Here is a 21,512-nt window from a genome sequence, read left to right as displayed (position 1 = left end):
ACGGTCAGGCGATCTGCCTGACCGGACTGCGTTTGCCATTCGCCCAGTTTGTCGCAGCATCGCCAAAGGCCGCAAACAGCGGACGCGACACGGGGTCGATCCCGGCCTGATATTCCGGGTGCCACTGCACGCCCAGCGCAAAGCCGGGCGCGTCGGCGATATGAACCGCCTCTGGCGTCTGGTCCGGGGCCCAGCCTTCGATCACGACGCGGCTGCCAGGTGTCTTGATCCCCTGCCCGTGCAGCGAATTGGTGACGACCTGTTCCGTCCCCATCAGCCGGTGAAACACCCCCCCGGGGGTGAAACTGATGGTATGCCGCATGGCAAACTTTTCCGCGATGGTGCCGTCGGGCGGCATGCGGTGGTTGTCGCGCCCCGGCAGGTCACGAATTTCAGGATGCAGCGAGCCGCCGAATGCGACGTTCATTTCCTGAAAACCACGACAGATACCGAGGATCGGCAAACCTGCATCGACACAGGCTCGGATCAAAGGAAGCGCGAGCCTGTCGCGCGCACGGTCGAATTCGCCATGCGCCGGGGTGGGTTCTTCGCCGTATTCTTCGGGGTGCACGTTCGGACGCCCACCCGGAAAGATGAACCCGTCGAAACTGTTCATCAGGTCAGGCAAGGCGACGATGTCCGGCAGGGCCGGTACGATAATCGGCAAGGCGTCGCAGACCGCAGCAATCGCTTCGAGGTTCATGTCACCCACGGCCTGCACCGCATAGGTATCATTCAGCAAATGCGAATTGGCGATAACGCCGATGACGGGACGGGACACGCGATGCAATCCTTTCGATCAGGTTCTGCAAAGCGTAACGCGATTGTGCTGCGACTGCAAAGCGAGACCTGCAGCGTCAGATTTCGGCCGACAGACCTGCCGCTTCCAGACCGGCCACCGCGCAGATCGCGTCATTGTCAGAGGTATCGCCGGTCACACCCACGGCCCCGACGACTGCACCATCATGGCGCGCCAACACGCCCCCTGGAACAGGCACGACCTGTCCGCCGAAAACACCGTTCACGGCGGCCATGAAATAGGCCTGATCCTCGGCCCGTTTCATCTGGGCGGTTCCGGCCATGCCCAGCATCACGGCACCGTAGGCCTTGCCATGGGCGATCGCAAAACGACCGGGTGCTGCACCGTCCGCGCGGCTAAAGGCCAGCACATGCCCACCGGCATCCAGCACCACGACGGACAGCGGCTTGAGCCCCAAGGCATCGCCTTTTGCAAAAGCGGTGTCGATGATCGTGCGCGCCTGCGCCTGGCTGATCTGCGTCATGGCAGCTCCTGTCATGTTTGGGCTGGATTCAGCCGGATGTCCGCCGCATCGCGCGGCATTTGTCAGAACAATATTTCACGTCGTCCCAGACCTTGGCCCAGGCCTTGCGCCAGACAAACGGTCTGCCACAGGTCACGCAGACCTTGGATGGCAGATCCGTTTTCTTGCGCATCTTGGGCATTATTCGGTTTCGGCCGGCAGCTCGGTACCGGTGCGACCATCAATTTGCACCTCTGCGCCTTCAGGCTCGTTTCCGTCTGCCGACAGGAAAAACAGTAAGGTCGCCAGCAACAGCAGCGCGAAGATGACGACGGTGCCGATCCCTGTCAGGGCACCGCGATGGCGTTTTTCTTGTTTGTCCAGATCCGTCTTTGGGGCTGACATGGTCCGGCTCCTTTTCTTTCAATTCCGTGTTCTGCATGAAAATAGCGCGTCTTGCGACTAATCAATGTTGAACATACCGTGGCCGCAAAACCCAGCCCATTATCAGGACAAAGTCATGAAAGACAGCGCACCGCAAACCGTCTACCTGGCGGATTACGCAGCACCCGGTTGGCTGGTCGACAGCGTGCATCTGACATTCCGGCTGGATCCTGAGGCCACGCGGGTGGTGTCGCGCATCGCGTTCCGGCCGAATCCCGAAGGCACGCAGGATCGGTTCTATCTGGACGGTGAAAACCTGAAACTGATCGGGGCCACGATCGATGGTCAGCCCGTCACGCCCGAAATCACCGCCACGGGTCTCACCTGCCCTGTCCCTGACGGCCCGTTCGTCTGGGAGGCCGACGTCGAAATCGCGCCCGCCGCCAATACCGCGCTGGACGGACTTTATATGTCGGGCGGCATGTATTGCACCCAATGCGAGGCCGAAGGGTTCCGCAAGATCACCTATTATCCCGACCGCCCTGACGTGATGGGGGTCTTTTCCGTCCGCATCGAAGGCGACATGCCTGTTCTGCTGTCCAACGGAAACCCGGTCGCATCAGGCGATGGCTGGGCGGAATGGCACGATCCCTGGCCCAAGCCAGCCTATCTGTTTGCCTTGGTTGCGGGTGATCTGGTTGCGCACAGTGATCTTTTCACCACGACAGAGGGGCGCGACGTCGCCCTCAACATCTGGGTACGCCCCGGCGATCTGGACAAATGTGCCTTTGGCATGACCGCGCTCAAGGCGTCGATGGTCTGGGACGAACAGGTCTATGGTCGCGCATATGATCTGGACCTGTTCAACATCGTCGCCGTCGATGACTTCAACATGGGTGCCATGGAAAACAAGGGGTTGAACATTTTCAATTCCAGCTGCGTTCTTGCGAAATCCGACACCTCGACCGATGCGGATTTCGAACGGATCGAGGCGATCATCGCACACGAGTATTTCCATAACTGGACCGGCAACCGCATCACCTGTCGCGACTGGTTCCAGCTGTGCCTGAAAGAAGGTCTGACCGTGTTCCGCGATCAGACCTTTACCGGCGATCTGCGCGGTCATGCTGTCAAACGGATCGACGATGCGCTGACCCTGCGTGCCCGTCAATTCCGCGAGGATGCCGGCCCCCTTGCGCATCCCGTCCGGCCCGCCAGCTTTGTCGAAATCAACAATTTCTATACGGCGACCGTTTACGAAAAAGGTGCCGAACTGGTCGGCATGCTGAAACGACTGGTTGGCGACGACGGTTACCGCGCGGCCCTGACGCTGTATTTCGACCGCCACGATGGTCAGGCCGCCACAATCGAAGACTGGTTGCAATGTTTCACCGATGCGACGGGGCGTGATCTGACACAATTCGCACTGTGGTACGCGCAGGCAGGCACGCCGCAGATCACCGTGACCGATGATTTCGTGGACGGCACATATCACCTGACGCTCGCACAGATGACGCCCCCCACGCCGGGGCAGCCGGACAAACAGCCGCTGCATATTCCCGTGGCCGTGGGTCTGCTGGCACCCGATGGATCCGAGGTCGTGCCGACCCGGATGCTGGAACTGACGCAGGCGCAGCAGACCTACACCTTTGCAGGCCTCGCGGCGCGGCCGATCCCGTCGGTTTTGCGCGACTTTTCCGCACCCGTCATCCTGAACCACACACAATCTGCGGCGGACCGGGGCGTCCTGCTCGCACATGACAGCGATCCGTTCAACAGATGGGAGGCCGGACGCATACTGGCCCGCGATGTGCTGCTGGCCGCCGTGCGCGATGGTAAGGCCCCCGATCCGGCCTATCTGGACGGGTTGCGCGCGACACTGACGGATGACCAGCTGCATCCGGCGTTTCGTGCCCGCATCCTGGCCCTGCCCAGTGAACAGGACGTCGCTGATGCACTGGTGCGCGCGGGCGAAACGCCCGATCCTGACAGGATCCACAGCGCACGTCGGCAGGTCCGGCAAGCCATCGCGACAGCTTTGGATGCGCAGATGGATGCGGTCTTTGCGACAATGCAGGTGCCCGGCCCCTATGACCCACGGGCAGAGGACGCAGGCCGCCGGACATTGGGCAATACCGTTTTGTCCTACCTGACGCTGCTGGACGCAGGGCACCGCGCGGCGGCCCAGTATGAGGGTGCCGACAACATGACCCAACAGATCGCGGCATTGGGCTGTCTGCTGGACATCGGTGCCGGACAACAGGAGCTGGCGGCCTTTCGCGCGCAATGGCAGGGTGATCGGCTGGTGATGGACAAATGGTTTGGCCTGCAGATTGCCCGGTCTGATCCGGCCGAGACGGTCACACGCGCGGAATCCCTGACCCGCGACCCGGCGTTCGACTGGAAAAACCCCAACCGATTCCGTAGCGTCTTTGGGGCACTCGCCGGTCATATGGCCGGGTTTCACCGCCAGGACGGGGCGGGCTATGACCTGTTGGCAGACTGGCTGATCAAACTCGATCCGTTGAACCCGCAAACCACGGCACGCATGGTCACGGCCTTTGACGCGATGGCCCGCTATGACGCGACCCGACAGGAACTGATGCGTGCGGCCCTGACGCGCATCGCACGCACCCCCAACCTGTCGCGCGACACCACCGAGATGGTCGCGCGGATCTTGGGCTAGGTTCCACTGACCGGTGGACAAATCGCGCACAACGGCTATGTCACTCGCGACACGGCATCGGCTTATTTGCGGGGTTTGCGCATGACCGAGATCAGAGATCGCATTACCCCACTTATCGTGGAACGTGCGCCCTGGATGTATCGGCCCATACCAGGCATGCGATACATTCGCGGTCTGATGCACCTCGCGTTGGCCTACGACAAGACGGTCGCGATCGGCGAGTCACTGGAACATGCCACGTCGCAACAGATCATGGACACGATGGGGGAACGGCTGGCCAAACTGGTCACCGTATCCGGTCTGTCACATATTCCGACGCGTGGCCCCGCCCTGATCGTGGCGAACCATCCGACGGGCATCGCAGACGGGATCATCCTGTGGCACCTTATTTCGCGGGTGCGGCCGGACCTCTATTTCTTTGCCAACAGCGACATCCTGCGTGTCATGCCGCAGATGATCGACATGATTTGCCCGGTCGAATGGCGCATGGACAAACGGTCCCGCGAAAAAACCCGCGAAACCATGCAATACGTCCGTGAAGCAACCGCCGCGGATCGCCTGGGGGTCATCTTTCCCTCTGGCCGATTGGCCAAGCGGATCGGGCTGAAACTGCATGAACGCGAATGGATGCCATCGGCTGCGATGTTGGCGCGCAAATTCGATCTGCCGGTGATCCCCGTGAACCTGCAGGCGCGAAATTCGTCACTGTTTTACCTGTTCGACAAATTGCACCCGACACTGCGCGACGTGACCCTGTTCCATGAAACGCTGAACAAGGACCGCCAGCCATATCGCGTGACGATCGGGGAACCCATTCCCGCCGACCAGATCGACCGCAACAGCGAGGACGGTATCGAAATGCTGAAAAAGGCGACACTGGATCTGGGCGGCGTCGATGCACCCAACGTCAGTCTGCTGCGGATGTCACGGTATCCATTGTCGAAATCGTGGGGCTGAGATCCCGTAGCACGGGACGCGGCGCGCCTGCGTTTTCCACCACGCGGGATTCGGGCCGCAACATCGGCCGGGGCCGGGTCTGGACCACGCAGTAGTCCTGCTTGCGCGTCCAGGCCGACATTTCGGCAATTTTTGCACGGTTGCTCATCGGGCCCCAGTCGGCGGCAACACCGCGCCAGCGGCCATCCTGAACGGCGACGGCCCGGTCGCGGGCAACAGTGTGACCCATGATCCGCGCAGCACAGGCAAGGTTCGCAATCGGATCCTTGAGAGCCGCACCGGTGGTTGCCCTGCAACCGTAACCACGCGCTGTTGCCGGCAAAATCTGCAACAGTCCGTACCACAGCCCGCCACCGCCCACGGCGTTGGGGTTATGTGTGCTCTCATATTTGGTCAGGGCCGACATCATGCCGACCCAGAATGCACGCCGCAGCGTCGGGGAGTTCTGGGCATAGGCCGGGCACCAGGCCGCGATATCGCGTGGCACCTGGGTATCCAGACCATGCGTCGCGACAGCCGCCATGGTGGCGCGCGTCCACATGCGGGCCGTATTGGTGCTGCCCCAGCGGGTGTCGGGAATGAAATTCGGACGGATCGCCGGACGCAGGGGTGGTGCGCCGGCGATGACATTTACCGGATAACGGATCATGTGCACGGGACGTGCCAAAGGGCGCACCGACTGCAATGCCGTCAGCAGCGCGGCCTGCCTTTGTGCCGCGGCATCCTCGCGACCAAAGGGCCGTACTTCTGACGTGATCGGCGCGACCGTGGCATTTCTGGCCGCCAGCACAGCGGCCTCGGTCGCTGCACGCGCGTCCCCCCCGACGACACCCGCCAACAGACCCGCAGTTATGAAAACCCCCCTGAGCATGGCCGTCAAACTGCCCAGATCGGATCAATCGCACAAGAAATGAATCGCAGGCGTGGGCAATACGCCGCCCACAGCGGAAACCGCCGGTGCCTGTGGCACCGGCTTTTTATGTGATGACAGTGGTTTAGGCTGCAGGTCGCGGGTGAGGACCTTCTTGCACTTCTTCCACGATCTTGGCGACAAAGGCCTTGAGGTCGGTCGGATTTCGGCTCGTGATGATTCCATTCGAGATTGCAACCTCTTGATCGACGACCTGCGCACCAGCATTTTTCAGATCCGTGCGAATGGACGCAAAGCTGGTCATTTCGCGCCCGGCGACGACCTCTGCCTCGATCAGCAGCCATGGTGCATGGCAGATTGCGGCAACGATTTTCCCTGCCTTGACGGCATCCTTGATCAACTGGATCGGCGCTGCCTCCACGCGCAGCAGGTCAGGGTTGATCTGGCCACCCGGCAAGACCAAGGCGTCATAGTCGTCTATATTGGCGTCCTCGATCCTGAGATCAGCCTCTGCGGTATCGCCCCAATCGTCGCCTTCCCATCCCTTGATCGGCTGGCCGTCCAGCGTGGCAACATGGACGGTGGCACCCTTGGCGCGCAATTGATCGCGCGGAAATTCCAGTTCGGATTGCTCGAAACCATCGGTTGCGATGATCAGTATTTTGGCGTCGCTCATCTGTGTCATCATGCGGTCCTTTCGTCGGGGTCTGCATTTCCTATCTGCTGCATCAACGGGTTGTCCCGGCCCCTTGTTCCATCCACGGTGCTGGCTTAGAACACCGCGAACGAAAGAGGTGCCCCATGCTTGATCTGGAATACACAGCCCCCGCCCCCAAGGTGATCGCCGGAGCGAAACACGACTGGGAACTGGTCATCGGGCTCGAGGTCCACGCACAGGTCGCCACCTCGGCCAAGCTGTTTTCGGGGGCATCGACGCTCTTTGGTGCGGAACCCAACAGCAACGTCGCATTCGTGGACGCAGGCATGCCCGGCATGTTGCCCGTCATCAACGAAGGCTGTGTGGCACAGGCCGTCCGCACGGGTCTGGGACTGAAGGCACAGATCAACCTGTTCAGCGCATTTGACCGCAAGAACTATTTCTACCCCGACCTGCCGCAGGGCTATCAGATCAGCCAGCTGTATCACCCCATCGTGGGCGAAGGTGAGGTACTGGTCGAACTGGGTGACGGCACCGCGCGGCGCGTGCGGATCGAACGCATCCACCTGGAACAGGACGCGGGCAAATCCATCCATGACATGGACCCGAACATGTCGTTCGTGGACCTCAACCGCACGGGCGTCGCCCTGATGGAAATCGTCAGCCGTCCCGACATCCGTGGCCCAGAAGAGGCCGCTGCCTATGTCGCCAAGCTGCGCCAGATCATGCGTTATCTGGGCACCTGCGACGGCAACATGCAGAACGGCAACCTGCGTGCGGACGTCAACGTGTCGATCTGCCGTCCCGGTGATTACGAGAAATATCAGGAAACGCAGGATTTCAGCCACCTCGGCACCCGCTGCGAGATCAAGAACATGAACTCCATGCGGTTCATCCAGATGGCGATCGAGGTCGAGGCCCGCCGCCAGATCGCGCTGGTCGAGGACGGCAAGGAGGTCGTGCAGGAAACCCGCCTGTATGACGCGGACAAGAACGAAACGCGGTCGATGCGGTCCAAGGAAGAGGCGCATGATTACCGCTATTTCCCAGATCCCGACCTGCTGCCGCTGGAAATCGAACAGGCTTGGGTCGACGATATCGCAGCCTCCTTGCCCGAACTGCCCGACGCCAAAAAGGCACGTTTCATCAGTGAATTCGGCCTGTCCGACTACGACGCCAGCGTGCTGACCGCCGACGTGGCCAACGCCGCGTATTTCGAGGAGGTCGCCGCCGGAAACGATGGCAAGCTTGCCGCCAACTGGGTGATCAACGAATTGTTCGGTCGTCTGAAAAAGGATGGTGACAAGGGCATCGCAGACAGCCCGATTTCAGCCGCCCGGCTCGGCCAGATTGTCAGCTTGATCAAGGCCGAGACGATCAGCGGCAAGATCGCCAAGGACGTGTTCGACATCGCCTACACCCAGGACCGCGATCCCGAAGAAGTGGTCGAAACCGAGGGCATGAAACAGGTCACCGACACAGGCGCCATCGAGGCCGCCGTGGACGAGATCATCGCCGCCAACCCCGCGCAGGTGGAAAAGGCCAAGCAAAACCCGAAACTTGCCGGCTGGTTCGTCGGTCAGGTCATGAAGGCGACAGGCGGCAAGGCAAACCCCGCCGCCGTCAACACGCTTGTCGCGGCAAAACTGGGGCTGTAAGCCCCGACGACCGCTAGCGCTGGCACAAGGGATAACATGGTGCATTACGAATATCTGGTCGTCCCCGCCCCGCGTCGCGGGCTCAAGGCAAAGGGTCTGAAGGGTGCCGAGGCACGCTTTGCCAAGGCGCTGTCGGATGTGATGAACGCCCATGCCGCGGATGGCTGGGAATATCAGCGTACCGACACGCTGCCGTCGGACGAACGCGACGGGCTGATGATGAACCGCACGACAGTATTCCAGAACATGATGGTGTTCCGTCGCCCCTCACAGCCCGCGCCCGACACGCCGTCAGAAACCCTGCCGTTGATCGAAGATCTGACAGACGACGCGCCGGAGACCGAGGACATCCCTGCCCCGGTGGATGACACCCCGGCAGCAGACGCCCCGACCGAGGACCCCAAACCAGCGACCTAGTCGAAACTGATTGCCAGCGCGTGGATGCGACCGATGATCGCGGGACCAAGGGCTGCGTGAACGGCGCGGTGTTTCGCGATCCGCGACTGACCCTCCAGCGAAGATGCCGCGATGACCACACGCCAGTGGCTTTCGCCCGATCCGTCGTCACCGGAATGCCCCGCATGCAGCGCGCTTTCGTTCACGACATCCAGACGTTCGGGGCTTAATCCCGCCATCAGGGCCGCGCGGATTTCTGCGTCAAGGGCCATTATTTTCTCCATTGCTCTTCACCTGCCGAACCATTGGTTTAGAGTGCTGTCTCCGAGTCGGAAAGGGCCACCATGAACAAGAAAGATCCCTTCGGTTTCGACATGTCGGTGTCGAGCAGCAAGAAGAAGAACCCGCGCGGACGTCGCGGGATGTCAGGCGCGTCCGAAACATCGACGCGCGTGTGCGAACACGAGGGTTGCGAGGAGGCCGGCAAGTACCGCGCGCCGAAATCACCAGATACGCTGGATGACTACATCTGGTTCTGCAAGGAACACATTCGGGAATATAACCTGAAATGGAATTTCTTTGACGGCACGTCAGAGGCTGAACTGATGGCGCAAATGGACAAGGACCGCGCCACCTGGGAACGGCCGACCAAGCCGTTGAAACGATCGGTCGAGGAACGGGCCTGGGCGCGTCTGGGCGTACAGGACCCGCACGAGGTGCTGGGTGACAATGCCACGCGAAACCCCGGTCGCAATGCGGCTGCTGCGGGCGGCACGCGGCGCCTGCCGCCGACCGAACGCCGCGCGATCGAAATTCTGGACGCCAAGGACAGCATGTCCAAGGCCGAGATCCGCAAATGCTACAAGGCGCTGATCAAGGTGCTGCACCCCGACATGAACGGGGGCGACCGCAGCCAGGAAGAACAATTGTCAGAGGTCGTCTGGGCCTGGGATCAACTGAAATCCAGCCGCAACTTCCGCGAAAAGGACTAAGCCTGCGAAGGCGCGGAACCCGTTAGCTCTGCGCCTGAAAGGACGAGAGCGCGAAAATGCTTTCGCGCTCTCGCCGCCAATCGCGGATCAGCTTGTCCGCAAGCAGCAGCATTGCGATCCATGTGAACGCCAGAACAGGTTTTTCGATCAGCATGAGCACGAACAGCATCGGCCCGAACATCGTGCCGTAAAGCGGCAACATCAGCGATCCGCCGACCAATGCTGCCATGAAAGTGACGATGATCATGCCGCAGAACGCCCGACAGGGCCCAAAGCGGCCGGTCGATCCCATCCAGCGTCGCGCGAAATAGAGGCCTGCCAGGGCACCAAAGACGCCGCACAGCACGAACCAGCCATCTGACGTGGTGAACACGCGCAGCATTGATTGTTCATAGGAAATGTTGCTGACAAGGATGTGGGCCAAAAACCCGCCCAGCAGGGCAACGCCGATCCACGCCGTCAACAGACGGCGTTCGCCCACCGAAGGACGCAGCGGATAAAGAATTCGGTCGCGCATCACAGTCAAGGATCCATGTTTCCGGCCACCCTAACTGGATGGCCGGAAATGACCCATCTGAAACGCGTCAACAGATTGTTTCTAGATACGGCTCATGCTGCGCGGAACACCAGCGAAACACCGTTGATGCAATGCCGCTGCCCAGTTGGTGGCGGGCCGTCATTGAACACGTGGCCCAAATGGCTGCCGCAGCGACGGCAATGCAGTTCCGTGCGCGCCACCCCGATCTTGCGGTCAACCTTGGTGCCCAACGCGTTCTCGTACGACGCGTAAAAGCTGGGCCAACCGGTGCTGCTGTCGAATTTCGTCCGGGATGGATAGAGCGCAAGATCGCAACCGCGGCAGTGATAGACACCTTCGGCGGTATTCTTGTCCAGCGGACTGGACCCTGCCCTCTCTGTGCCTTCGCGGCGCATGACGTTGTATTCGGCCTGCGTCAGCATGGCCCGCCACTGCGCATCGGTCCGGGTCACTTCGAACTGCTGGGCTACCAGCGCGGCCGGGGCCGTGGTGGCGGCCAGTGCAGTTGCGATAAACATTCGTCTGTTCATGTCCGGTCTCCTCTTCTTCCCGGATTCGGCCTATCACGCTGCGCACACAAGATGTGCGCAGAATGCGGAAAACCACGAGGATGTGAAAACCATGTCAGCTGCGCCGCGGCCCAGAGGGGCCGCAACATCAGGCCTCGGTGATGGGACCAACCGCAAGGACACTGCCTGTGGGCGCACCCGTCGTGGACCCACCCGGCGGTTCGTCAGAAATCGCCAGCACCCCACCGGGCAAGGCCGGGATCAGTGTTGCATCAATCCCGATCTGTCCGGTTTCGTCATCAGGCAGCACACCCAGCGATACGGGCGGATTGTCGTCAGCGATCAACCACAGTTCCAGAACCCTGCCGTCCGGGGCCTGTCCGGCGGTGCGCTGCACCGTGAGCGTCTGCGCTGTGGCATCGTAGCTGGCCAGCACGATCAAGCTGTCATCCTCGGCCGCGATCTGCGCCTGAAGCGTCGGCGCGGACAAAACGGGTGGGTCAGAAACCAGGGGGGCCGCGGGAATATACAGATTGATCACCCACAAGACCGCCAGGGCCGCCACGACGCCGCCGGTCATGGCCGGCAACAGACCCAGACGATCCAGCCATGACCGGGCCTTTGTTGCCGTGGTCTCGACCGCATCTGTACCAAAGAGGTCGGACCTGATCCGCGCCAGCATTTTTGCGGGTGGATCAACGGGCGCGATATCGTCGGTCAGGGCCGCGATCCGTTCCGCCCAGAATGCGTATTCCAGACGCAGCTCCGGATCGACGGCCAGAACCTCTTCATAGGCCTTCGCCTCTTGGTCCGTCAGCAGGCCGAGCACGTATTCGGCTGTCAGCAGACGCTCTTCATCTTTTTCGATATCATCCGTCATGCGACAGGCACTCTCTTAACTTCAACAGACTCCGGCGCAGCCAGGTCCGCACTGTGTTGAGCGGCACATCATAGTGATCTGCCAGCTCTTGGTATGTCTCACCTTCAAGGTATGCCCGGCGCACCGCACCGGCCTTGTCGGGGTCCAGCTGGCCCATGCAATCCACGATCCGCACCCGATCCGACGACGCCATCGCCAGTGCCTCGGGTCCGGGGTTGCTGTCTGCAATCTCGGCCGCTTCGTCAATGCTCCCGGCCTGCTTTGCCTTGCGGGCCCGCACGCGATCCACCGAATGATTGCGCGTGACCGTGATCAGCCAGGTCATCGGGCTCAGGCCATTGACGCGGTAGCGGTCGGCGTTGCGCCATATCTTGACGAAGGCCTCTTGCAATGCGTCCTCGGCTTCTGCCCGATTACCCAACACACGCAGGCATACGCCAAAGAGTTTCGCGGAGGTCGCATTATATAGCCCGTCGAACGCGGCGCGGTCGCCCATGGCCATCCGCGCGATCATGTCCTCGATATCGGCTGTCGTGGTCATCGTCATCTACCCTGCTTGTCACCGCCACCTTGGCGCATCTGACAAAAAACGCAATGTTTCCCGATTGGGTCCCGCTCACACTGTCGCACCGCAACCGCTTTCCCTTTTCATTTCGGGCGATATGTTGCATCCCGCGACTATCATAATGCACAGCGAATGCGAGAGAAGGGCTGACCCATGGCCGACGGCACGATCGACATCAACGCCACCCCGACAACCGACATTTCCGTCCGCGAGGTGTTCGGTATCGACACCGACATGACCGTCAAGGGTTTTGCCGAACCGACCGACCGGGTGCCTGACGTGGACCCGACCTATACCTTTGACCCGGATACGACGCTCGCGATCCTTGCAGGGTTCGGCCACAATCGTCGCGTGATGGTGCAGGGCTACCACGGCACGGGCAAATCGACCCATATCGAACAGGTCGCCGCCCGCCTGAACTGGCCCGCCGTGCGTGTGAACCTCGATAGCCACATCAGCCGGATCGACCTGATCGGCAAGGACGCGATCAAACTGCGTGACGGCGTGCAGGTCACCGAATTTCACGAGGGCATCCTGCCCTGGGCGCTGCGCAATCCGGTCGCCATCGTGTTCGACGAATATGATGCAGGCCGCGCCGACGTCATGTTCGTGATCCAGCGCGTACTGGAGGCTGACGGCAAGCTGACGCTGATGGACCAGAACAAGATCATCACGCCAAACCCCTATTTCCGCCTGTTTGCGACGGCCAACACGGTCGGTCTGGGTGACACGACGGGCCTTTATCACGGCACGCAGCAGATCAACCAGGCGCAGATGGACCGCTGGTCGCTGGTCGCCACGCTGAACTATCTGCCGCACGACGTGGAAACCGAAATCGTCGTCGCGAAATCCCCGCATTACCAGAACGACGCCGGCAAAAAGACGGTGAGCCAAATGGTGACCGTGGCCGACCTGACCCGCACGGCATTCATGAACGGCGATCTGTCCACCGTCATGTCGCCGCGGACCGTGCTCGCCTGGGCCGAAAACGCGCGCATCTTTGGCAACGTGGGCTATGCATTCCGCCTGTCGTTCCTGAATAAATGCGACGAGTTGGAACGCCAGACGGTGGCCGAATTCTATCAGCGCTGTTTCGACGAGGAACTGCCCGAAAGCGCCGCAAGCCAGAGCCTGCGGTGATCGCGCGTCGCGTCATCGCCGGTGGTATCGTGCTGGGGCTCGCGTCTTGCGGGGCCAGCATCCCGTCGCGCGGCTATGAAGTGACCCTGTCCGACAGCGGCAAACTGGCGCTTGTCACGCCCACCTCGGATGCACCGACAATCGCGGGTATCGAACGCGCAGCGGAACGTGCGGCCCCGTGGGGCTGCGATGCCACCGCGGCACCCGTGATCTATGATCTGGCGGGCGGTGATCGGAACGCTGTCCTGCCCGCCTCTGCCGCCCTGCGATTTGCCGGGCGCATTCCCGCGACACTGTCCTGCGGCTAACCCAACCAAGGCCACCCCATGAGCAAACCGAGCGATAACCCAGCCGATCCGTTCAAGAAGGCCCTCGCAGAGGCCACCAAGGTCATGGCGGACGATCCTGACCTGACGGTCAGCTATTCCGTCGATCCCGCAGGCCAGACCAACGACACGATCCGCCTGCCCCAGATCAGCCGCCGCATGAGCCGCGAAGAGGTCCTGCTGGCGCGCGGCACCGCCGATGCCTTTGCGCTGCGCCATAAATTTCACGACGCCCAGACCGATACGCGCTATGCGCCCCAAGGTCAGATGGCGCGCGACATCTATGATGCGATGGAAACCGCCCGGATCGAGGCCGTCGGCGCGCAACACATGCCCGGCACCGCTGGCAACATCGACGCCAAGATCGGAAATGATGCCGCGCGCAAGGGTTACGACCAGATTAAATCCGCCGCCGACGCGCCGCTGGCCATTGCTGCTGGCTATCTGATCCGCCACCTCGCGACGGGCCGCGACCTGCCCGCCGGTGCGGACAATGTCATGGAACTGTGGCGCGGGTTCATCGAGGAACAGGCCGGCGGCACCCTGGAAAGTTTGCGTGACACGCTGGGCGACCAGCGTGCATTTGCGAAATTCGCGCGCCAGATCATCAGCGATTTGGGCTATGCCGATCAGCTGGGCGATGACCCCGACGGACCCGACGACGATCAGGACGACGAGGCCGAAGAAGGTCAGGACGAACAGCAGGAACCGGATTCCACCGGCGAGGACGACAGCGAAGGTGACGAGGCAGAGGCCTCGCCAGAGCAAAGCCAGGAACAACAGCAGGACGCGGCACAGGCCGAGGTCAGCATGGACGATCAAGCCGAGCCCGAGTTGGGCGAGGAAATGGAAATGCCCGACGGCGAGGCCCCGATGGAGCCGCCGCAGCCAGCCCCCGTGTCTGACGCAGACAAGGACTACCGCGTTTTCAGCACCGCGTTTGACGAAGAAATCAGCGCGGCCGATCTGGCAGAGCCTGCCGAGCTGGAACGCCTGCGTGCCTACCTTGACCAGCAGCTTGACCCGCTGAAAGGGGCCGTCAGCAGGCTGGCCAACAAGCTGCAACGCCGCCTGCAAGCCAAGCAAAGCCGCACATGGGAATTCGACCTAGAGGAAGGCATCCTCGACGCCGGACGCCTCGCCCGGATCGTGGCCAGTCCCACCACGCCACTGTCGTTCAAGGTCGAAAAGGACATGGAATTCCGCGATACGGTCGTGACCTTGTTGCTGGACAACTCCGGGTCCATGCGGGGCCGTCCGATTTCCATTGCGGCCATCTGCGCCGACGTGATGGCCCGCACGCTGGAACGCTGCGACGTCAAGGTCGAGATCCTGGGCTTTACCACCAAGGCGTGGAAAGGCGGCCAATCGCGCGAGGCTTGGCTCAAAGAAGGCCGCGCACCGGGACCGGGCCGTCTGAACGACCTGCGTCACATCGTCTACAAATCGGCCGATGCCCCCTGGCGGCGTGCGCGCCCCAATCTGGGCCTGATGATGAAAGAGGGGCTGCTAAAGGAAAACATCGATGGCGAGGCGCTGGAATGGGCCTATCGCCGTTTGATGGTCCGTCAGGAACAGCGCAAGGTGTTGATGGTGATCAGCGATGGTGCCCCCGTCGATGACAGCACACTGTCGGTCAACCCTGCGAATTATCTGGAAAAACACCTGCGCGACGTGATCGCGATGATCGAGAAACGCAAGGCGGTCGAATTGGCCGCCATCGGCATCGGCCATGACGTGACGCGCTACTATGACCGTGCAGTCACGATCACCGATGTCGAGCAACTGGCCGGTGCCATGACCGAACAGCTGGCCGGCCTGTTCGACAGCGATCCGCGCAAGCGCGCCCGCGTTCTGGGTCTGCGCCGCGCAGGCTGACCCGAATTGCCACTTGAAAACCTGACGCTCGCGGTGAAACTCGCCGCGAACGCGAACCTATGGATACCCGACGCATGTTTCAGACATTCTCTGCCAGCAGCGCCCCCGAACAGGGACCCGCACGCCTGTCCGCCCTTCGGGAACAACTGGATCAAAACGGGATCGACGGCGTGCTGGTTCCGCGCACCGACCGTTGGCAAGGCGAATATGTCGCGGCCTGTGACGAACGGCTGGCCTGGCTGACCGGGTTTACTGGCTCTGCCGGTTTTGCCGTGGTCCTGCCAGACATCGCCGGTGTGTTCATCGACGGACGCTACCGGTTGCAGGTGCGTGACCAGACCGCCGACGTCTATACCCCCGTTCATTGGCCCGAAATCAGCCTGTCGGACTGGCTGATCTCGCATCTGCCAAATGGTGGCACCGTCGCCTATGATCCCTGGCTGCATACCGTCACTGAAATCACCGAACTGACGGACAAGCTGGCCGCCAACGGCATCGACCTGCTGGCCGCGCCCAACCAGATCGATGCGATCTGGACCGACCGTCCGGCGCGGCCCGATGCCCCGTTTTTCGCGCAACCACTGGAGCTGACCGGAGAGAGCCACGCGAACAAGCGTGCGCGCCTGACAGCTGACGTGGACACCGGGCACTGGGTCATCACACTGCCGGACAGCATTGCGTGGCTGCTGAACATCCGGGCCAGCGATATCCCGCGCAACCCGGTGCCGCACGCCTATGCGATCCTGCATCACGACGGCACGGTCGACCTGTTCGCGCCCTTGGACAAATGCACGGATATCGCCGGACACCTGGGGCCTGATGTCACCGTTCACCCACCGGAAGACTTCGACGACGCACTTACCCAATTGGTCGGCCCCGTGCGCATCGACCCACGGGTCTGCGCCGATGCCATCGCCACGATCCTGTCGGATGCCGAAGCCGAAGTTGTTCATGCGACCGACCCCTGCATTCTGCCCAAGGCCTGCAAGACAGAGGTCGAGATTGCGGGAAGTCACGCCGCACATCTGCGTGACGGTGCCGCGATGGTGCAGTTTCTGGCCTGGCTGGATGGTGCGGCCCCGATGGGTGGATTGACCGAAATCGACGTAGTGCAGCAGTTGGAAACCTTTCGCCGCGACACCAACATGCTGCGCGACATCAGCTTTGAGACGATCTGCGGTGCGGGCCCGCATGGTGCCATCGTGCACTACCGCGTAACCGAAGACACGGATCGTCCCGTCAGTCCCGACGAACTGCTGCTGATCGACAGCGGCGGCCAATATGTCGACGGCACGACGGACATCACCCGCACCGTCATCGTGGGTACACCCAGTGCGGAACACCGTGACCGCTATACCCGCGTTCTGCAGGGCATGATCGCCATCAGCAGACTGCGGTTTCCAAAGGGCCTTTCAGGACAACATCTGGACGCGCTGGCGCGTGCGTCGCTCTGGTCTGCGGGTCTGGATTATGATCACGGCACGGGACACGGTGTCGGCAGCTATCTGTGCGTCCACGAAGGGCCACAAGGCATTTCGCGCCGCTCGACTGTGGCGCTGGAGCCCGGCATGATCCTGTCGAACGAACCAGGTTATTACCGCGAAGGCGCCTATGGCATCCGTATCGAAAACCTCATTGTCTGTGTGACGGCACCGGATCTGATCGGCGCGGATGACCGGCCCATGTTGTCATTCGAGACGCTGACGCGCGTGCCGTTCGACAGACGGCTCATCGCTGCGTCAATGCTGTCGGCAGGGGAATTGGACTGGATCAACCAGTACCATGCCGATACACTGAAATTGATCGGGCCGCTCGTGGAGGGGGCGGCGCGTGACTGGCTTGCACAGGCTTGCCAACCGCTCTGACAAGGGCATTTCCCTAAATACTTCGCCAAAAGAGGAGGTCGCCATGGCCGATCACATCACGATTTCCCCCGCAACTGCCAGCTGGGTCGTCCGCGCCGGTGGTGCTGTTCTGGGCGAAAGTACGAACGCCCTCATCCTGCACGAAGGTGATCGTGACCCTGTCGTCTATTTCCCGCGCGACGACATCGCGATGACGTTCCTCGATGCGACGGATCACAGCACAAACTGCCCGTTCAAAGGCACGGCAAGTTATTTTTCCATCGTCAATCGCAGCGCAACCTTGGAAAACGCCGTCTGGTCCTACGAGACCCCCAAGGATGATGTGGCCCGGATCGCAGGCTACCTGGCATTCGACACCAGCGTCGTGACGGTCGAAGAAGTCTGACCCACACCCTCAGGAATGTTCTTCCTCGGCCCGGTCGGCCAAAGCACGATTGAATGCCCGCAAGGCATCGACCTGAAACAACGCGCCTTGCAGCGTTGGTTCTTCGCCCTTTTGCGTGATGACCACAGGAACAAAGGCATAGGCCCCCCGGTCAAAGATGGGCATGGCCTGTTCCAGTGTCGCGCGTGCGTCGATATAGGTCCCCGCAGCGATCATCTCGCGGCAGGCCTTCTCCGCGGCGGCACGCGGGTCTGACATGGGGCGCATCACGTTGCCGACGACGAATGTCCCAAGCAGGTAGGCCTGCGGCCCCGCGGCCAGATGCACGCCACGGCGTTCCAACTGGTGCAGGAAATACGAATGTTCCACCAATCGCGACGCAAGCGCTGTCGACATGGACACGGCCACCATGACGGCCAGACCCGTCTGCCAATCGCCGGTCAATTCAAACACGATCAACGTGGTCGAGATCGGCGCGCCCATCACCGCTGCGGCCACGGCCCCCATGCCTGCCAGCGCATACAGCGTGCCCTCGCCGGATACGCTTGGGAAGATGCCTGTCGCCACAATACCGAATGCAAGCCCGGTCAGCGCCCCCACCATCAAGGACGGTGAAAACACGCCGCCCCCCATGCGGCCACCGATGGTGATGGCGACCGCTGCCACCTTGATGGCGACAAAAACCAATGCCTCGTGCAGCAGGAACCCGCCCGTCAGCGCTGCAACCGTCGTTTCATATCCCACGCCGATGATATGCGGAAACCAGATTGCGATCAGGCCCAGCAGCGCCCCTGCCGCGGCCGGACGGATATAGGCGGGAATACGGTAGCGATACTGGATCCGGCTGCCGATGTTGTCCGCCCAAAAGATCGACCGCATCAGCACGACGGCCACCAGACCACACAACAGGCCCAACAACAGGAATGCAGGCAATTCGACGTAGAATCCCAACGCGTTTTCCCGGTCGATGACAAATTCCGACACATCGCCAAAGGCCAACCGGTTGACCACCGTACCCGCGACAGAGGCGATCACGATGGGCGCAAAGGCATGAACCGCAAAGTGCCGCAAAACGACCTCGAGCGCGAACAGGGCACCGGCGATGGGCGCGTTGAAACTGGCCGACACGGCGGCGGCGACAGCGCATCCCAGCAGATCGCGCCCGGTCACACCGTCAGCACGGATGCGCACACAGATCCACGTTGAAATCATCGCGGCGATATGCACCACCGGCCCCTCGCGGCCCGATGATCCACCCATGCCCAGCGTCAAAAGACTGGCCCCCGCCGAGCCAAGTCCCTCGCGGAACGAGACACGGCCCTCGCGCAGGGCCGCCCCTTCGATGACGTCGGCGACGGATCGCACGCGGTTGTCGGGGACAAACCGGTTCAGGATCAACCCCACGATCAGGCCGCCGATGATCGGGACGATCAGGACCTGTGACCAATGCAGGCCGGTGACGAAACTGTGCAGGCGATTGGGATCAGTCGTGCCATAGGCAATCCGACTGACCAGATCGATGCCCATACGAAACAGCACGGCGGCACCGCCAGACGCGATCCCCAGCACAAGCGCAATAAACCAGAACTGGATCTGTCCCGGCCCGCGCAGCCGCATCACCATCCAGGCGCGACGGATCTGGCCCAGCCAACCGATGCGATCCTGTTCTTCTGACCCGTCCATTGCACTGACCTTTGCCGCTGCCGCATGCCCCGGCTAGCGTCTGCATGCCTGGTATTGCAACCACCTTCGCGCGCAAGCGGGCGCTTGATCCGATTGTTTCGCGAGGCTGGCCCCTGCGCAAGACATACCGTCGTTACATGCGCCGTCTAGGGTTCGGCTAATTTCAGCAGTCTCGGCGGGTGGCCCGAAGGGCCCCCGCCAATTCAGACTCTGGCTCAGCTGTCCATCAAGGCCATCGCAGCCGCACGGGCCGCATCGGTGATCGTGTCACCGGACAGCATCCGCGCGATTTCCGTGACACGTTCATCTGCCCCCAACGGCACGACGGTCGAGGTGGTTTCCGTCGCGTCCTGCCGTTTTTCGACACGCCAGTGATGGCCACCCAGTGCAGCAACCTGCGGCGAATGCGTCACAACCAGAACCTGACCACCGTCAGCCAGTGCCGCCAGCCTGCGCCCGACGGCATCCGCTGTCGCGCCGCCCACACCGCGGTCGATTTCGTCGAAAATCATCGTGACGCCGCCCTGCCCGGCCTGCGCCAGACAGACCTTCATCGCCAGCAGGAACCGGCTGAGTTCGCCACCCGACGCGATCTTGTTCAACGGTCCCGGTGGTGCGCCGGGGTTGGTCGCCACGGTAAAGGCCACGGCGTCGCGCCCCTCGGGTCCGGCGGGCGCATCGGTCATGTCGGTCCGGAAAACGGCGCGTTCCATTTTCAAAGGCGCGAGTTCTGACGCCATCGCGGCATCCAACCGGCCAGCCGCGGCAGCCCGTGCGGCGCGCAAGGCTTCGGCGTGGCTGTCATAGGTTACCTGTGCGGCGCGTTCGGCACGCAGCAGATCGTCCAGATCCTTTTCGCTGTCGTCCAGCAATGCCAGCCGCGCCCGCAGATCATCGGCAAAGGGGCCCAGTTCATCGGCCAGCACGTCATGTTTGCGCGCCAGACCACGGATCGCGAACAGACGTTCCTCGGTCGCTTCCAATTCGGCGGGATCAAAGGTCAGCGCGTCCAGCGCGTCCTGCACCCCGCGCTGCGCCAGATCCAGTTCGAGCAGCGCACGTTCGATCGCGGACAAAGGCTCGTCAAGCCGCCCTTCGGCCCGGTCGGCGGCACCGATCAGCCAGCGGTTGGCGTCGGACATCATGCCCTCGGCCCCCTGTAGGCCCAGTGCCTCGCCGGCGCGCGCGACGTCGGTCTTTATCTTTTCTGCCGCCTGCATGGTGCGGCGGGCGGCATCCAATGTCGCCTCTTCGCCGGCCTGCGGGTCCAGTTTGTCCAACTCGCCCACCGCGTGCCGCAAATATTCTTCTTCGGCGCGGACCTCTGCGATGCGCAGGGTGGCCGCCTCGCGAGCCTTGGTCGCGCGGGACAGGGACGTCCAGGCCGCACGCACCGCGGATAGTTCGGCATCGACACCCGCATAAGTGTCCAGCATCTGACGGTGCCCGCGCGGGTTCAGCAGCCCGCGATCGTCGTGCTGGCCGTGCAGTTCGATCAATGTATCGGACAAGGCGCGCAGCACCTCGCCGCTGGCCCGACGATCATTGACCCAGGCCGTCTTGCGCCCGTCCCGGGAATTGACACGCCGCAGGATCAGTTCGTCACCGCCCGGCAACCCCGCCTCTGACAATACGGTATGGGCGGGGTGGTCGGGGGGCAGATCGAAACTGGCCGTCACCTCGCCCTGTTCGGCACCCTGGCGCACCAGCTCGGCGCGACCGCGCCAACCCAACACGAACCCCAGTGAATCCAACAAGATCGATTTGCCTGCGCCGGTTTCACCGGTCAGCACGTTCAGACCCGGCTGGAACGTCAGTTCCAGCTGGTCGATGATCAGCATGTCCCGAATGTCTAATGTGCGCAGCATGTCAGATGCCT

The 21,512-nt window shown here is 62.1% G+C and carries 23 protein-coding genes; 10 read left to right on the top strand and 13 right to left on the bottom strand.

Features of this window, described 5'->3' with window-relative positions:
- Positions 1-4: 4 nt before the first annotated feature.
- The 4 genes from LGQ03_RS00270 to LGQ03_RS00255 all read right to left on the bottom strand — a co-directional run bounded on the left by LGQ03_RS00270 (position 5) and on the right by LGQ03_RS00255 (position 1,667).
- Positions 5-781 (bottom strand): gamma-glutamyl-gamma-aminobutyrate hydrolase family protein, encoded by a 777-nt coding sequence (locus LGQ03_RS00270; RefSeq protein ID WP_226746794.1) that lies wholly within the window; start codon positions 779-781, stop codon positions 5-7.
- A 76-nt stretch (positions 782-857) separates the two neighbouring features.
- Complete coding sequence (locus LGQ03_RS00265; protein WP_226746793.1) at positions 858-1,283, bottom strand: GlcG/HbpS family heme-binding protein; 426 nt, start codon at positions 1,281-1,283, stop codon at positions 858-860.
- A 28-nt stretch (positions 1,284-1,311) separates the two neighbouring features.
- Positions 1,312-1,464, bottom strand: coding sequence for a DUF2256 domain-containing protein (locus LGQ03_RS00260; protein WP_090158837.1), 153 nt, complete (start codon positions 1,462-1,464; stop codon positions 1,312-1,314).
- Positions 1,464-1,667: a hypothetical protein gene (locus LGQ03_RS00255; RefSeq protein ID WP_090158838.1), complete on the bottom strand. Its 204-nt coding sequence runs from the start codon at positions 1,665-1,667 to the stop codon at positions 1,464-1,466. Before LGQ03_RS00255 ends, LGQ03_RS00260 begins: the two co-directional genes overlap by 1 nt.
- 115 nt (positions 1,668-1,782) lie before the next feature.
- Here LGQ03_RS00255 and pepN point away from each other — a divergent pair, with 115 nt between their 5' ends.
- Together pepN and LGQ03_RS00245 are read left to right on the top strand one after the other, a co-directional pair.
- Positions 1,783-4,332, top strand: coding sequence for an aminopeptidase N (pepN, locus tag LGQ03_RS00250; protein ID WP_226746792.1), 2,550 nt, complete (start codon positions 1,783-1,785; stop codon positions 4,330-4,332).
- An 81-nt stretch (positions 4,333-4,413) separates the two neighbouring features.
- Positions 4,414-5,289, top strand: coding sequence for a lysophospholipid acyltransferase family protein (locus tag LGQ03_RS00245; protein WP_226746791.1), 876 nt, complete (start codon positions 4,414-4,416; stop codon positions 5,287-5,289).
- On the opposite strand, the gene LGQ03_RS00240 is transcribed toward LGQ03_RS00245, so the two are convergent.
- Positions 5,240-6,160: a transglycosylase SLT domain-containing protein gene (locus LGQ03_RS00240; protein WP_226746790.1), complete on the bottom strand. Its 921-nt coding sequence runs from the start codon at positions 6,158-6,160 to the stop codon at positions 5,240-5,242. The two genes, LGQ03_RS00245 and LGQ03_RS00240, sit on opposite strands and share 50 nt — an antisense overlap.
- A gap of 124 nt (positions 6,161-6,284) precedes the next feature.
- Positions 6,285-6,845 (bottom strand): type 1 glutamine amidotransferase domain-containing protein, encoded by a 561-nt coding sequence (locus LGQ03_RS00235; RefSeq protein WP_226746789.1) that lies wholly within the window; start codon positions 6,843-6,845, stop codon positions 6,285-6,287.
- Between the two features lie 116 nt (positions 6,846-6,961).
- Between LGQ03_RS00235 and gatB the strand changes: the two genes are divergently transcribed.
- Positions 6,962-8,476, top strand: coding sequence for an Asp-tRNA(Asn)/Glu-tRNA(Gln) amidotransferase subunit GatB (gene gatB / locus LGQ03_RS00230; RefSeq protein ID WP_226746788.1), 1,515 nt, complete (start codon positions 6,962-6,964; stop codon positions 8,474-8,476).
- A 36-nt stretch (positions 8,477-8,512) separates the two neighbouring features.
- Positions 8,513-8,893: a DUF4177 domain-containing protein gene (locus tag LGQ03_RS00225; RefSeq protein WP_226746787.1), complete on the top strand. Its 381-nt coding sequence runs from the start codon at positions 8,513-8,515 to the stop codon at positions 8,891-8,893.
- Here the strand turns inward: LGQ03_RS00225 and LGQ03_RS00220 are convergent.
- On the bottom strand, positions 8,890-9,144 hold the full coding sequence (locus LGQ03_RS00220; protein ID WP_090158845.1) for a BolA family protein: 255 nt from the start codon (positions 9,142-9,144) through the stop codon (positions 8,890-8,892). The genes LGQ03_RS00225 and LGQ03_RS00220 overlap by 4 nt on opposite strands.
- Positions 9,145-9,216: 72 nt before the next feature.
- On the opposite strand from LGQ03_RS00220, the gene LGQ03_RS00215 reads away from it, so the two are divergent.
- The gene (locus tag LGQ03_RS00215; protein WP_226746786.1) at positions 9,217-9,864 is read left to right on the top strand and encodes a J domain-containing protein; all 648 of its coding nucleotides are present in this window, start codon (positions 9,217-9,219) and stop codon (positions 9,862-9,864) included.
- Between the two features lie 22 nt (positions 9,865-9,886).
- Here LGQ03_RS00215 and LGQ03_RS00210 read toward each other — a convergent pair whose 3' ends face one another.
- The 4 genes from LGQ03_RS00210 to LGQ03_RS00195 all read right to left on the bottom strand — a co-directional run bounded on the left by LGQ03_RS00210 (position 9,887) and on the right by LGQ03_RS00195 (position 12,332).
- Complete coding sequence (locus tag LGQ03_RS00210) at positions 9,887-10,381, bottom strand: hypothetical protein (protein WP_226746785.1); 495 nt, start codon at positions 10,379-10,381, stop codon at positions 9,887-9,889.
- 92 nt (positions 10,382-10,473) lie between these two features.
- On the bottom strand, positions 10,474-10,932 hold the full coding sequence (gene msrB / locus LGQ03_RS00205; protein WP_226746784.1) for a peptide-methionine (R)-S-oxide reductase MsrB: 459 nt from the start codon (positions 10,930-10,932) through the stop codon (positions 10,474-10,476).
- A 127-nt stretch (positions 10,933-11,059) separates the two neighbouring features.
- The gene (locus LGQ03_RS00200) at positions 11,060-11,791 is read right to left on the bottom strand and encodes an anti-sigma factor (protein WP_226746783.1); all 732 of its coding nucleotides are present in this window, start codon (positions 11,789-11,791) and stop codon (positions 11,060-11,062) included.
- Positions 11,781-12,332, bottom strand: coding sequence for a sigma-70 family RNA polymerase sigma factor (locus LGQ03_RS00195; protein WP_226747253.1), 552 nt, complete (start codon positions 12,330-12,332; stop codon positions 11,781-11,783). The genes LGQ03_RS00200 and LGQ03_RS00195 overlap by 11 nt, the downstream gene beginning before the upstream one ends.
- A 177-nt stretch (positions 12,333-12,509) precedes the next feature.
- On the opposite strand from LGQ03_RS00195, the gene cobS reads away from it, so the two are divergent.
- The 5 genes from cobS (at position 12,510) to LGQ03_RS00170 (ending at position 17,950) form a co-directional block, all read left to right on the top strand.
- A complete protein-coding gene (gene cobS / locus LGQ03_RS00190) occupies positions 12,510-13,496 on the top strand; it encodes a cobaltochelatase subunit CobS (protein WP_090158850.1) in 987 nt (328 codons plus the stop codon).
- Entirely contained in the window at positions 13,493-13,804 is a 312-nt protein-coding gene (locus LGQ03_RS00185; protein ID WP_226746782.1) for a hypothetical protein, read from the top strand. Before cobS ends, LGQ03_RS00185 begins: the two co-directional genes overlap by 4 nt.
- 18 nt (positions 13,805-13,822) lie before the next feature.
- Entirely contained in the window at positions 13,823-15,700 is a 1,878-nt protein-coding gene (gene cobT, locus LGQ03_RS00180) for a cobaltochelatase subunit CobT (RefSeq protein ID WP_226746781.1), read from the top strand.
- Between the two features lie 74 nt (positions 15,701-15,774).
- On the top strand, positions 15,775-17,565 hold the full coding sequence (locus LGQ03_RS00175) for an aminopeptidase P family protein (protein ID WP_226746780.1): 1,791 nt from the start codon (positions 15,775-15,777) through the stop codon (positions 17,563-17,565).
- Positions 17,566-17,608: 43 nt separating this feature from the next.
- Positions 17,609-17,950: a DUF427 domain-containing protein gene (locus LGQ03_RS00170; RefSeq protein WP_226746779.1), complete on the top strand. Its 342-nt coding sequence runs from the start codon at positions 17,609-17,611 to the stop codon at positions 17,948-17,950.
- A 9-nt stretch (positions 17,951-17,959) separates the two neighbouring features.
- Here LGQ03_RS00170 and LGQ03_RS00165 read toward each other — a convergent pair whose 3' ends face one another.
- Positions 17,960-19,633, bottom strand: coding sequence for a chloride channel protein (locus LGQ03_RS00165; protein WP_404807230.1), 1,674 nt, complete (start codon positions 19,631-19,633; stop codon positions 17,960-17,962).
- A gap of 215 nt (positions 19,634-19,848) precedes the next feature.
- A complete protein-coding gene (recN, locus tag LGQ03_RS00160; RefSeq protein WP_090158854.1) occupies positions 19,849-21,501 on the bottom strand; it encodes a DNA repair protein RecN in 1,653 nt (550 codons plus the stop codon).
- Between the last annotated feature and the right edge of the window lie 11 nt (positions 21,502-21,512).

The organism is Loktanella gaetbuli (genome assembly GCF_020531945.1).
GTDB lineage: Bacteria > Pseudomonadota > Alphaproteobacteria > Rhodobacterales > Rhodobacteraceae > Loktanella > Loktanella gaetbuli.
This window is presented reverse-complemented; position numbering and strand designations above follow the sequence as displayed.